This window comes from Pseudomonas sp. NFACC16-2 (assembly GCF_900119205.1).
Classification (GTDB): Bacteria; Pseudomonadota; Gammaproteobacteria; order Pseudomonadales; family Pseudomonadaceae; genus Aquipseudomonas; species Aquipseudomonas fluorescens_Q.
The window spans coordinates 1-12,231 of record NZ_FPIX01000009.1; the positions used below are offsets into that span (position 1 = coordinate 1).

The following is a 12,231-nucleotide window of genomic DNA, read 5'->3' on the forward strand; positions in this document are numbered from 1 at the left end:
CGTCGACTGTCATACCGCTTTCGCGAGCAAGCCCACAGTTACTCAGCGTCCGATTAAACCGGAGCGGTCTCCGCCCGACGCACTTCCGGTTGTTTCCAGGAATCGGCGGCGCTTTCTTCGATGGCTTGCTGGATCGCCCGCTTACGGCTTTCTTCGGCGCGGCGGCTGAAGAACCAAACCAGAAAAGTCACCAGCGACACCGCCAGCAGGATCAGGCTCGCCACGGCGTTGATTTCCGGTTTCACACCCAGGCGCACCGCCGAGAACACTTCCATCGGCAAGGTCGTCGAGCCGGGGCCGGAGACGAAGCTCGCCAGCACCAGGTCGTCCAGGGACAGCGCGAACGACATCATGCCCCCCGCCGCCAGTGACGGTGCGATCATCGGGATGGTGATCAAAAAGAACACCTTCCACGGCCGCGCACCGAGGTCCATGGCCGCTTCTTCGATGGACAGGTCCAGCTCACGCAAGCGCGCCGAGACCACCACCGCCACATACGCCGCGCAGAACGTGGTGTGGGCAATCCAGATCGTGACGATGCCACGCTCCTGGGGCCAGCCGATCATCTGGGCCATGGCCACGAACAGCAGCAACAGCGACAGGCCGGTGATGACTTCCGGCATCACCAGTGGCGCGGTGACCAGGCCGCCGAACAGCGTGCGGCCCTTGAAGTGGGTGATGCGGGTCAACACGAAGGCCGCCAGCGTCCCCAGGGCCACCGCGGCAATCGCCGTGTAGCAGGCGATCTCCAGCGAGCGCACCACCGACCCCATCAATTGGCTGTTGTCCAGCAGGCCGACGTACCACTTGATCGACCAGCCACCCCACACCGTCACCAGTTTCGAGGCGTTGAACGAATAGATCACCAGGATCAGCATGGGTGCGTAGATGAACAGCAAACCCAGCACCAGCATCAGGCTTGAAAAACTGAAGCGCTTCATTCCTTGCCCTCCATTTCTTTGGCCTGACTGCGGTTGAACAGGATGATGGGCACGATCAGGATCGCCAGCATCACCACCGCCAGGGCGGATGCCACCGGCCAGTCACGATTGTTGAAGAATTCCTGCCACAGCACTTTGCCGATCATCAGGGTTTCCGGGCCACCCAGCAGTTCCGGGATCACGAACTCGCCCACCACGGGGATGAACACCAGCATGCAACCGGCGACGATGCCGTTCTTGGACAGTGGCACAGTGATTTTCCAGAAACTGTTGAAGGTGCTCGAACCCAGGTCCGACGCGGCCTCCAGCAGGCTGGGGTCATGTTTCACCAGGTTGGCGTACAACGGCAGGATCATGAACGGCAGGTAGGAGTAGACGACCCCGATGTACACCGCCAGGTTGGTGTTGAGGATTTGCAGCGGTTCGCTGATCCAACCCATGCTCAGCAAAAAGCCATTGAGCAAGCCGTTGTTGCTGAGGATGCCCATCCACGCATAGACGCGGATCAGGATCGCAGTCCAGGTCGGCATCATGATCAGCAACACCAATACCGTCTGCATCTCTTTGCGGGCATTGGCGATGCCGTAGGCCATCGGATAACCGATCAGCAGGCACAAGAGGGTGCTGATCAGCGCCATCTTCAGCGAGCCAAGGTAGGCGGCAATGTACAGCTCGTCGTCGCTCAGCATCGCGTAGTTGGCGAGGTTGAGCAGCACCTGCAGCTTCTGGTCGACGTAGCTGTAGATCTCGGTGTACGGCGGGATGGCCACGTCGGCTTCGGCAAAGCTGATCTTCAGGACGATGAAGAACGGCAGCATGAAGAACAGGAACAGCCAGATGAAGGGCACCCCGATGACCAGTTGGCGGCCACCGGGCGTTATTCGATCGAGTCGGCGTTTGAGTTTGCGCATGTTCATGAGCGAAGCACCACGCCGCTGTCGTCTTCCCACCAGACGAACACCTGGTCGCCCCAGGTCGGACGCTGGCCGCGGCGTTCGGCGTTGGCGACGAAGGACTGCACCAGCTTGCCGCTCGGCAACTCGACGTAGAACACCGAGTGGCCGCCCAGGTAGGCGATGTCATGGACCTTGCCGCTGGACCAGTTGTTCTCGCAGGTCGGTTGTTCGGCGGTGACCAGCAGTTTTTCCGGGCGAATGGCATAGGTCACGGACTTGTCCTGCACCGAGGTGCTGATGCCGTGGCCCACGTAGATGTTGCGGTCCAGGTCCTTGCAGGTCAGCACCGCGTGGCCTTCGGCGTCGTCCACCACTTCGGTCTCGAAGATGTTGACGTTGCCGATGAACTCGCAGACCAGCCGGCTGGTCGGGGTCTCGTAGATGTCGATCGGGCTGCCGATCTGGGCGATCCAGCCCAGGTGCATGATCGCGATGCGCTCGGCCATGGTCATGGCCTCTTCCTGGTCGTGGGTCACCATGACGCACGTCACACCAACCCGCTCGATGATCTCGACCAGCTCAAGCTGCATTTGCGAGCGCAGCTTCTTGTCCAGGGCCCCCATTGGCTCGTCGAGCAGCAGCAGCTTCGGTCGTTTGGCCAGGGAACGGGCCAGGGCCACGCGCTGGCGCTGGCCGCCGGAGAGCTGGTGCGGCTTGCGCTTGGCGTACTGGCTCATCTGCACCAGCTTGAGCATTTCGGCCACACGGGCGTCGACTTCGGCTTTCGGAATCTTGTCCTGCTGTAAACCGAAGGCGATGTTCTGCGCCACGGTCATGTGGGGGAACAAGGCGTAGGATTGGAACATCATGTTGATCGGCCGCTCGTAGGGCGGCATGTCGGTGATGTCCACACCGTCGAGGTAAATCCGCCCTTCGGTGGGCCGCTCGAAACCGGCCAGCATTCGCAGCAAGGTGGATTTGCCCGATCCAGAACCGCCGAGCAAGGCGAAGATCTCGCCTTTCTTGATTTCCAGGGACACATCGTCCACGGCAATCGTCTCGTCGAATTTCTTCGTGACCCGGTCGATTTTGACCAACACCTGTTTGGGTGTCTGGTCGCCCTCGAGGGCTTTCTTATAGGCGCCGGAGGCAACTGCCATTTACGAAACTCCCACAGAATTTGCAGTTCGCCCCACGCGGACGAACAAGAGTGTTGACGTTATTTACCCGACTTGACCTTGGTCCAGCTGCGGGTCATGAGTCGTTGGATCTTGGGCGGCAACTCGGAGTTGACGTAGAGCTTGTCGACGACCGCTTGCGGTGGGTAAACCGCTTCGTCGGTACGTACTTTCTGGTCCATCAGCTCGCCAGCCTTCGGGTTCGGGTTGGCATAACCGACGGTGTCGCTGACCTGGGCGATGACTTCAGGCTTGAGCACATAGTTGATGAAGGCATGCGCTTGCTTGATGTTGGTGGCGTCGCGCGGAATCGCCAGCATGTCGAACCAGAGGTTGCCACCTTCCTTGGGGATCACGTAGGCGATTTCGACGCCTTTGCCGGCTTCACTGGCACGGGCACGGGCCTGGAAGATGTCGCCGGAGAAACCGGCGGCCACGCAGATCTCGCCATTGGCCAGATCGGAGATGTATTTGGAGGAGTTGAAGTAGGTCACGTAAGGCCGGATCTTGAGGAGCTGGGCCTCGGCCTTCTTGTAGTCTTCAGGGTCTTCGCTGTTGGGGTTCAGGCCCAGGTAATTGAGCATCGCCGGGATCATCTCGTCGCCCGAGTCGAGGAACGAAACACCGCAACTGGACAGTTTCTTGATGTTTTCCGGCTCGAACAGCATGGCCCACGAATCGATCTTCTCGACGCCCAGGACCGCCTTGATCTTCTCGACGTTGTAGCCGATGCCATTGGTGCCCCACAGGTAAGGCACGGCGTACTGGTTGCCTGGGTCGTTCTTTTCCAGGCGCTTGAGCAGCACAGGGTCGAGGTTGGCATAGTTGGGCAACTGCGCCTTGTCGAGCTTCTGGAACGCCCCGGCCTTGATCTGCTTGCCCAGGAAGTGGTTGGACGGCACCACCACGTCATAACCGGTACGCCCGGCCAGCAACTTGCCTTCCAGGGTTTCGTTGGAGTCGAAAACGTCATACACCGGCTTGATGCCCGTGGCTTTTTCAAAATCCGCCAGGGTGGTCTCGCCGATGTAGTCCGACCAATTATAAATATGCACGGTGGAGGCCGCCTGGACGCTGACGGCGAGCGTCAGGCCGGCACCGACCAGCAAGGCGTTGCGTAACAAAGAAAAGACTGGCACGTGGAGGTCCTCTTAAATAGTTGGGCCCAAGTTGCCCCCGTTACTTGACCATGAGAGGCCCTGCAACAAAACCGGCGCGCAACTTACCCTCGATAAACCGATCCAGCAAAACTTTTAGTTATTTAATGGCTCCTGTTGCCGCCGCCGCGATGGCAGCGACAACAGGAAGATGCTTCAGGCCGGCTTATTTACCGGATTTGATCTTGGTCCAGCTGCGGGTCAGGATCCGCTGGGTCGCGGCTGGCAGGTCGGCAATCGCGTAAAGCTTGGCTTGCACGTCTGCCGGCGGGTAGATGCCCGGGTCGCTGGTGATTTCCTTGCTGACCAGCGGCGTAGAGGCCGCGTTGCCGTTCGGGAAGCTCACGGTGTCGGTGATTTCAGCCATGATTTCCGGCTTTTGCAGGAAGGTCATGAACTTGTAGGCACCCTCGACGTTCTCGGCATCCTTGGGGATGGCGACCATGTCGAAGAAGCTGCCAGCACCTTCCTTCGGAATGTTATAGCTGACTTTAACCTTGCCGCCGGCTTCGGCCGCACGGGACTTGGCCTGGTAGATGTCGCCCGAGTAGCCGACCGCTACGCAGATGTTGCCGTTGGCCAGGTCGGAGATGTACTTGGAGGAGTGGAAGTAGCCGATCGAAGGACGGATCTTGAGGAACAGCGCTTCGGCTTCAGCCAGTTGCTTCTTGTCCTGGCTGTCGGTCGGATAGCCCAGGTAATGCAGCGCCACCGGGATCATTTCGGTCGGCGAGTCGAGGAAGCTGATGCCGCAGGCTTTCAGCTTGGCGGCGTTTTCCGGCTTGAACAGCAAGTCCCACGAGTTGGTTGGAGCGTCGGCACCGAGGGCAGCCTTGACCTTCTCGGCGTTGAAGCCGATGCCGATCGAACCCCACATGTACGGGAAGGCATGTTCGTTGCCCGGGTCGCTCACCGAAACGGCCTTGAGCAGGTCGGTATTCAGGTTTTTCCAGTTGGGCAACTTGGACTTGTCGAGTTTCTGGTAGACCCCGGCCTTGATCTGCTTGGCCAGGAAGTTGTTCGACGGCACCACGATGTCATAACCGGACTTGCCGGCCAGCAACTTGGCTTCCAGGGTTTCGTTGCTGTCGAATACGTCGTAGACGACTTTGATCCCCGATTCTTTCTCGAACTTGGCGACGGTGTCCGGCGCAATGTAGTCGGACCAGTTATAGACGTGCAGCACTTTATCGTCCGCCTGAACGGCGCCCGCCATCACGCCCATCAGGGACATGGCCAGGAGGGTCTTGCCAGCTATCTTCATACCTAATGTCTTCATGCCTAATGCCTTCATGAAAAAGTGCTCCAGTTATTCTTCTTAGCCACGTTCAGTAGCCGGCTCGCGGACAACTTGAACGGTCGGTAGTCTGGCAAGTTACAGGCCAGGCTTTCAACACAAGCCCAGCCTTTTATTCTCGCTGGGCGAGGCCCTTGCAGGCACCTCGCTCAGAGCCTAGCACTTAGCCTTGCAACGCACTGAGCGTCAGGTCCAGGCACTGCCGCGCCTTGGCCACTAACTCGTCGATCTCGGCCTTGCTGATCACCAGCGGCGGCGCAATGATCATGGTGTCGCCCACCGCGCGCATGATCAGCCCATTATCGAAGCAGAACTGCCGGCAGATCATGCCCACGCCCTTGCCTTCGTAGCGCTTGCGCGTAGCCTTGTCCTGGACCAGTTCGATCGCTCCCAGCAAACCGACACCGCGCACTTCACCCACCAGAGGATGATCGTTCAGTTCCCGCAAACGCTTCTGCAAATAGGGTGCCGTTTCGCTGTGGACACGCTCGATGATCTTCTCGTCGCGCAGGATGCGGATGTTTTCCAGGGCCACCGCTGCGGCCACCGGGTGACCGGAGTAGGTAAACCCGTGGTTGAAGTCTCCGCCTTCGTTGAGCACCGCGACCACGTCGTCACGCACGATCAGCCCGCCCATGGGGATGTAGCCGGAGGTCAGGCCCTTGGCGATGGTCATCATGTGCGGTTTCAACCCGTAGTGATCGGTACCGAACCACTCACCGGTACGGCCGAAGCCACAGATCACCTCGTCGGCGACGAACAGGATGTCGTACTTGGCGAGGATTTCCTTCATGCGCGGCCAGTAGCTGTCCGGCGGCACGATCACGCCACCGGCGCCCTGGATCGGCTCGGCGATGAAGGCGCCGACGTTTTCCACGCCGAGCTCCAGGATTTTTTCTTCCAGCTGGTTGGCCGCCCACACGCCGAACTCTTCGGGGCTCATGTCGCCGCCTTCGCCGAACCAATAAGGTTGGGCGATGTGGACAATGCCCGGGATCGGCAGGTCGCCCTGCTCGTGCATATAGGTCATGCCACCCAGGCTCGCGCCGGCCACGGTCGAACCGTGGTAACCGTTCTTGCGGCTGATGATGACTTTCTTGTTCGGCTGGCCCTTGATCGCCCAATAGTGGCGGACCATCCGCAGCATGGTGTCGTTGCCTTCGGAGCCGGAACCGGTGAAGAACACGTGGTTCATGCCTTCTGGGGCGATGTCGGCGATGGCTTTGGACAACTCCAGCACTGGCGGGTGGGCCGTCTGGAAGAACAGGTTGTAGTACGGCAGCTCGCGCATCTGCTGGCTGGCGGCGTCGGCCAGTTCCTCGCGGCCATAACCGACGGCCACGCACCAGAGGCCGGCCATGCCGTCGAGGATCTTGTTGCCTTCACTGTCCCAGAGGTAGACACCCTTGGCGTGGGTGATGATGCGCGGGCCTTTCTCTTTGAGCTGTTTGAAGTCGCTGAACGGCGCCAGGTGGTGATCGTTGCTCAGGGCCTGCCATTCACGGGTTTGCGGGTTGTTGCGGGTCATGCCAATTCTCCTTTTATCGGTGAGGGCGAAGCTGCCTGAAGCAGCCTCGCCCGGCGCTTCAGACGGCGAAGAGCAGGAATTCCCGCTCCCACGAACTGATGACGCGCTTGAAGTTTTCATGCTCGGCCCGCTTGACCGCGACGTAGCCTGTGATGAATTTCTTGCCCAGGTATTTCTCGATGGTGGTGCTGTTTTCCATGCGTTCCAGGGCGTCTTCGATGGTCAGCGGCAAACGCAGGTTGCGGCGTTCGTAGCCTCGGCCCACCACCGGCGCGCTCGGGTTGATGCCTTCGACCATGCCGATGAAGCCACACAGCAGGCTGGCGGCAATCGCCAGGTACGGGTTGGCATCGGCGCCCGGCAAGCGGTTTTCCACCCGACGGTTCTGCGGCCCGGCATCCGGCACGCGCAGGCCCACGGTGCGGTTCTCTTCGCCCCACTCCACGTTCACCGGCGCCGACGTGTCCGGAAGGAAGCGACGGAACGAATTGACGTTGGGGGCGAACAGCGGCAATAGCTCGGGGATGAATTTCTGCAGGCCACCGATGTGGTGCAGGAACAGATCGCTCATGGTCCCGTCTTCATTGGAGAAGACGTTCTTGCCAGTTTCCTTGTCAATGATGCTCTGGTGCAGGTGCATCGCACTGCCCGGCTCGCCGGTCATGGGCTTGGCCATGAAGGTGGCAGCCACGTCGTGCTTGAGTGCCGCTTCGCGCATGGTGCGCTTGAACACCAGGATCTGGTCGGCCAGGGACAGGGCATCGCCATGACGGAAATTGATTTCCATCTGCGCCGTGCCATCCTCGTGGATCAGGGTGTCGAGATCCAGTTCCTGCAGTTCGCACCAGTCGTAGACGTCTTCGAACAGCGGGTCGAATTCGTTGGCCGCTTCGATCGAAAAGGACTGCCGGCCGGTTTCCGGGCGGCCGGAGCGGCCAACGGGCGGTTGCAGCGGAAAGTCCGGGTCGTCGCTGCGCTTGGTCAGGTAGAACTCCATTTCCGGCGCGACGATCGGCTGCCAACCTTTATCGGCGTAGAGCTTGAGTACTTTCTTGAGCACGTTGCGCGGCGACAGCTCGATGGGGTTGCCCTGCTTGTCATAAGCGTCGTGGATGACCTGGGCGGTGGGCTCGATGGCCCAGGGCACAAGGAATACTGCGTTCTCGTCCGGGCGGCAGATCATGTCGATGTCGGCAGGGTCGAGCAGTTCGTAATAGATGTCGTCTTCGACATAGTCGCCCGTAACGGTCTGGAGCAGAACGCTCTCGGGCAGGCGCATGCCTTTCTCGGCGATGAACTTGTTGGTCGGCGAGATCTTGCCCCGGGTGATACCGGTGAGGTCGCCAATCATGCATTCGACTTCTGTGATCTTGTGGTCTTTCAACCAATCGGTGAGCTGGTCGAGGTTGTTACTCATAAATGCCTCTAGGCGTGAGTTTCCTGACGGCTATTAGTCGTCAGGCGTTGTTTGACGCATCGGCGTCGCGTTGTGCTGCCCTTGCTCGGCAGGCATCGCCAAATGCCTGGAAAATCGCAAAGTAGTGCGGGTTAGAGCTTACCTCCCATTCGGGGTGCCATTGCACACCTAAAGCAAAAGCCTTGCCTCCTGGCACCGAAACAGCCTCGATCAGGCCGTCGGGGGCCACCGCTTCGGCGCGCAACCCAGGTGCCAGGCGCTCGATGCCTTGGCTGTGGATCGAGTTGACTTCTATTAGCTGGGGCAACCCCAACCCTGCAAGTACACCACCAGGCTGGATATGCACGGCATGGGCAGGACCGTATTGGACATCCACCGCTTGAGTATCGTCTTCACGATGATCGATGAACGTTCCGACTTCATGAACTTTCTGATGCAGGCTGCCGCCAAAGGCTACGTTCATCTCCTGGAAACCTCGGCAAATGCCCAGCACCGGGATACCCGCATCGACAGCGGCGCGGATCAGCGGCAAGGTGGTGGCGTCCCGTGCAGGATCATGAGCAGTGCCTGGCGCGCTGGCCGGGCCCTGGTAATGAAAAGGTTCTACATTGGAAGGAGAGCCAGTCAGAAGAATGCCGTCCAGGGCGTCCAGAATATCGGACGGCGGGAACAGATCCGCCAGGGACGGGATCAGCACTGGCAAGCCCTTGGCGGCTGTCGCGACAGCCCGGGAATATTTATCGCCACTGATGTGATAAGCATGCAGACCAATCTGCCTGGAGCAGGTGGTGACGCCGATTAACGGCAGGCGAGACATGAAGCACCCCGGTATTATTGCTGTTATGGGTTTGAATCGAGCTTAGCCTTGTTCATTTTTTTACACAACACCCCCGTAAAAAATACAACACGGCCCGCTCAAGCCTGCGGGCGCCAAGCCCTCTAAAGGGAAAAAAACGCCCCAAATTGCCTCAAAAAAGCCCTGGAGGTGCTTTTTTAGGGCAAAAAAGGCCCTGCTTGACTTCGGCATGCCGTTCGGGTTGACTGGCTTTCGAAGAGATCAATGATTGATATTTTTAACAACAAAGGTGTTGCATCATGTCGGTACCCCCGCGTGCCGTTCAGCTTAACGAAGCGAACGCGTTCCTTAAGGAACATCCTGAGGTTCTGTACGTTGACCTTCTGATTGCGGATATGAATGGTGTGGTGCGCGGCAAGCGCATAGAACGCACCAGCCTCCACAAGGTTTACGAGAAAGGCATCAACCTGCCGGCCTCTTTATTTGCCCTGGATATCAATGGCTCTACGGTGGAAAGCACCGGCCTGGGCCTGGACATCGGCGATGCCGACCGGATCTGCTATCCAATCCCTGACACCCTGTGCAACGAGCCTTGGCAGAAGCGCCCTACTGCGCAACTGTTGATGACCATGCACGAACTCGAAGGCGAGCCTTTCTTCGCCGACCCGCGTGAAGTCCTGCGCCAAGTCGTGACCAAGTTCGATGAACTGGGCCTGACCATCTGCGCCGCATTCGAGCTGGAGTTCTACCTGATCGACCAGGAGAACGTGAATGGACGCCCACAACCGCCCCGCTCGCCGATCTCCGGCAAACGCCCGCACTCGACCCAGGTCTACCTGATCGATGACCTCGACGAATATGTCGATTGCCTCCAGGACATTCTGGAAGGGGCCAAGGAGCAAGGCATTCCCGCCGACGCCATCGTCAAGGAGAGTGCTCCGGCGCAGTTCGAAGTGAACCTGCACCACGTGGCTGACCCGATCAAGGCCTGCGACTATGCGGTCCTGCTCAAGCGTCTGATCAAGAACATCGCCTACGACCATGAAATGGACACCACCTTCATGGCCAAGCCGTATCCGGGCCAGGCGGGTAATGGTCTGCACGTCCACATCTCGATTCTTGATAAAGATGGCAAGAATATTTTTGCCAGCGAGGATCCCGAGCAGAACGCCGCACTGCGTCACGCGATCGGCGGTGTGCTCGAGACCCTGCCCGCGCAGATGGCTTTCCTCTGCCCGAACGTCAACTCCTACCGTCGTTTCGGCGCACAGTTCTATGTGCCGAACTCGCCGACCTGGGGCCTGGACAACCGCACCGTGGCTTTGCGCGTCCCTACCGGTTCGGCCGATGCCGTGCGCCTGGAACACCGCGTTGCCGGTGCCGATGCCAACCCGTACCTGCTGATGGCCTCCGTGTTGGCAGGCGTGCACCACGGCCTGGTCAACAAGATCGAGCCCGGTGCGCCGGTGGAAGGCAACAGCTACGAGCAGAACGAGCAAAGCCTGCCGAACAACTTGCGCGATGCCCTGCGCGAACTGGACGACAGCGAAGTCATGGCCAAGTACATCGATCCGAAATACATCGATATCTTCGTGGCCTGCAAGGAAAGTGAGCTGGAAGAGTTCGAACACTCCATCTCCGACCTCGAGTACAACTGGTACCTGCATACCGTGTAAGTGGTTGCAGTAAAAATGACGCCGCAGGCCTTCAGGGCTGCGGCGTTTTTTATGGCTGTTCACCCACCATTGTGGCGAGGGGATTTATCCCCGCTGGGCTGCGTAGCAGCCCCCGCCCCAAACAGTCACCTAAATCTGTCTGATCCACCGAGTTGTCTGGTTTTAGGGCTGCTTCGCAACCCTGCGGGGATAAATCCCCTCGCCGCAGATAAATCCATGCAACAAGAAACCCTCTCCAGCAAGTGCAGCTAGCTATGGACCCTCCCCTCGCTCTGCGTACAATGCCCGCCAGCCCCGCAGGAGACAGCCATGACGCGCATCGCCACCCCTCGCAAACCCCGCGCACGCAGCCAGGCCCGGATCGACACCATTCTCGATGCCGCCCGGACGCTGCTTGCCGCCGAAGGCGTGGCCAGCCTGTCGATCTACAGCGTCGCCGAGCGCGCCGGGATCCCGCCCTCTTCCGTGTACCACTTCTTCGCCAGCGTCCCGGCCCTGCTCGAAGCCCTCACCGCCGACGTCCACGCCGCTTTTCGCGCGGGCCTGCAAGCACCGATCGATCATGCAGCGCTGAACCATTGGCACGACCTGTCACGGCTGGTGGAACAGCGCATGCTCGCCATCTACAACCAGGACGCCGCCGCTCGCCAGCTGATCCTGGCCCAGCACGGCCTGACCGAAGTCACCCAGGCCGACCGCCAACACGACCTTGAGCTGAGTGACTTGATGCACAAGGTGTTCGACCACCATTTCGCCCTGCCGTCCCTGCCTGGCGACGTCGATGTGTTCGCCCTGGCCATGGAACTGGGCGACCGCGTCTACGCCCGCTCAATACAGCAGCACGGCCACATCACACCGCGCATGGCCGAAGAAGGCATGCGGGTATTCGATGCCTACCTGGGGTTGTACCTGCCGCCGTATTTGCCCAAGCGTTCTGATTGATCGTTCCCACTCCGCGTGGGAATGCAGCCAGGGACGCTCCGCGTCCCCAAGAGCCGAACGCAGAGCGTCCGTAGCGCCGTTACCACGCAGAGCGTGGGAACGATCAACAATGCAGCCAGGGCCCAAAAAACAAAAAAGCCCCGAAGGGCTCGCGCCGTCCGGGGCTGCGGGTGAACCATCGCTCACAACTTGGCGATCGACACCTCGGTGGATTTGACGAAGGCAATCACTTCGCTGCCAATCGCCAGTTCCAGCTCCTTGACCGAGCGGGTGGTGATGACCGAAGTGACGATGCCCGACGCGGTCTGCACGTCGATTTCCGACAGCACGTCGCCTTCGACGATTTCCTTGATGGTGCCTTTGAACTGGTTGCGTACGTTGATGGCTTTGATAGTCATGGTGT

Annotated in this window: 11 protein-coding genes; 2 read left to right on the forward strand and 9 right to left on the reverse strand. The window is 59.7% G+C overall.

All coding sequences use genetic code 11. The annotated features are described in order from the left end of the window. Nucleotides 1-53 precede the first annotated feature (53 nt). The 8 genes from BT116_RS09995 to BT116_RS10030 all read right to left on the reverse strand — a co-directional run bounded on the left by BT116_RS09995 (nucleotide 54) and on the right by BT116_RS10030 (nucleotide 9,231). On the reverse strand, nucleotides 54-941 hold the full coding sequence (locus BT116_RS09995) for an ABC transporter permease subunit (RefSeq protein ID WP_063323903.1): 888 nt from the start codon (nucleotides 939-941) through the stop codon (nucleotides 54-56). Further along, nucleotides 938-1,858 (reverse strand): ABC transporter permease subunit, encoded by a 921-nt coding sequence (locus BT116_RS10000; protein WP_072342883.1) that lies wholly within the window; start codon nucleotides 1,856-1,858, stop codon nucleotides 938-940. Before BT116_RS10000 ends, BT116_RS09995 begins: the two co-directional genes overlap by 4 nt. Then, complete coding sequence (locus tag BT116_RS10005; protein ID WP_003206635.1) at nucleotides 1,855-2,997, reverse strand: ABC transporter ATP-binding protein; 1,143 nt, start codon at nucleotides 2,995-2,997, stop codon at nucleotides 1,855-1,857. The genes BT116_RS10000 and BT116_RS10005 overlap by 4 nt, the downstream gene beginning before the upstream one ends. Nucleotides 2,998-3,056: 59 nt before the next feature. Further along, nucleotides 3,057-4,154: a polyamine ABC transporter substrate-binding protein gene (locus BT116_RS10010; protein ID WP_072342886.1), complete on the reverse strand. Its 1,098-nt coding sequence runs from the start codon at nucleotides 4,152-4,154 to the stop codon at nucleotides 3,057-3,059. A gap of 184 nt (nucleotides 4,155-4,338) precedes the next feature. Further along, nucleotides 4,339-5,436 (reverse strand): polyamine ABC transporter substrate-binding protein, encoded by a 1,098-nt coding sequence (locus BT116_RS10015; protein ID WP_072342889.1) that lies wholly within the window; start codon nucleotides 5,434-5,436, stop codon nucleotides 4,339-4,341. Nucleotides 5,437-5,632: 196 nt separating this feature from the next. Further along, complete coding sequence (locus tag BT116_RS10020) at nucleotides 5,633-6,997, reverse strand: aspartate aminotransferase family protein (RefSeq protein ID WP_072342892.1); 1,365 nt, start codon at nucleotides 6,995-6,997, stop codon at nucleotides 5,633-5,635. A 58-nt stretch (nucleotides 6,998-7,055) separates the two neighbouring features. Next, a complete protein-coding gene (locus BT116_RS10025) occupies nucleotides 7,056-8,414 on the reverse strand; it encodes a glutamine synthetase family protein (protein WP_018610575.1) in 1,359 nt (452 codons plus the stop codon). Between the two features lie 40 nt (nucleotides 8,415-8,454). Then, entirely contained in the window at nucleotides 8,455-9,231 is a 777-nt protein-coding gene (locus tag BT116_RS10030; RefSeq protein ID WP_072342895.1) for a gamma-glutamyl-gamma-aminobutyrate hydrolase family protein, read from the reverse strand. Between the two features lie 278 nt (nucleotides 9,232-9,509). Between BT116_RS10030 and BT116_RS10035 the strand changes: the two genes are divergently transcribed. Both BT116_RS10035 and BT116_RS10040 read left to right on the forward strand, forming a co-directional pair. Further along, on the forward strand, nucleotides 9,510-10,886 hold the full coding sequence (locus tag BT116_RS10035; RefSeq protein WP_014340747.1) for a glutamine synthetase family protein: 1,377 nt from the start codon (nucleotides 9,510-9,512) through the stop codon (nucleotides 10,884-10,886). Between the two features lie 309 nt (nucleotides 10,887-11,195). After that, nucleotides 11,196-11,828, forward strand: coding sequence for a TetR/AcrR family transcriptional regulator (locus BT116_RS10040; RefSeq protein WP_072342898.1), 633 nt, complete (start codon nucleotides 11,196-11,198; stop codon nucleotides 11,826-11,828). A 182-nt stretch (nucleotides 11,829-12,010) separates the two neighbouring features. On the opposite strand, the gene BT116_RS10045 is transcribed toward BT116_RS10040, so the two are convergent. Then, nucleotides 12,011-12,226 carry a TOBE domain-containing protein gene (locus BT116_RS10045; protein ID WP_003177394.1) on the reverse strand — a complete coding sequence of 72 codons (216 nt, stop codon included), beginning with the start codon at nucleotides 12,224-12,226 and terminating at the stop codon, nucleotides 12,011-12,013. Between the last annotated feature and the right edge of the window lie 5 nt (nucleotides 12,227-12,231).

What these genes read in the sequence shown, in the direction of transcription:
- BT116_RS10030 (WP_072342895.1), bottom strand. Translation starts at nt 9,231, where the DNA reads ATGTCTCGCCTGCCGTTAATCGGCGTCACCACCTGCTCCAGGCAGATT.
- BT116_RS10000 (WP_072342883.1), bottom strand. Translation starts at nt 1,858, where the DNA reads ATGAACATGCGCAAACTCAAACGCCGACTCGATCGAATAACGCCCGGT.
- BT116_RS10040 (WP_072342898.1), top strand. Translation starts at nt 11,196, where the DNA reads ATGACGCGCATCGCCACCCCTCGCAAACCCCGCGCACGCAGCCAGGCC.
- BT116_RS10020 (WP_072342892.1), bottom strand. Translation starts at nt 6,997, where the DNA reads ATGACCCGCAACAACCCGCAAACCCGTGAATGGCAGGCCCTGAGCAAC.
- BT116_RS10045 (WP_003177394.1), bottom strand. Translation starts at nt 12,226, where the DNA reads ATGACTATCAAAGCCATCAACGTACGCAACCAGTTCAAAGGCACCATC.
- BT116_RS10035 (WP_014340747.1), top strand. Translation starts at nt 9,510, where the DNA reads ATGTCGGTACCCCCGCGTGCCGTTCAGCTTAACGAAGCGAACGCGTTC.
- BT116_RS09995 (WP_063323903.1), bottom strand. Translation starts at nt 941, where the DNA reads ATGAAGCGCTTCAGTTTTTCAAGCCTGATGCTGGTGCTGGGTTTGCTG.
- BT116_RS10005 (WP_003206635.1), bottom strand. Translation starts at nt 2,997, where the DNA reads ATGGCAGTTGCCTCCGGCGCCTATAAGAAAGCCCTCGAGGGCGACCAG.
- BT116_RS10025 (WP_018610575.1), bottom strand. Translation starts at nt 8,414, where the DNA reads ATGAGTAACAACCTCGACCAGCTCACCGATTGGTTGAAAGACCACAAG.
- BT116_RS10015 (WP_072342889.1), bottom strand. Translation starts at nt 5,436, where the DNA reads ATGAAGATAGCTGGCAAGACCCTCCTGGCCATGTCCCTGATGGGCGTG.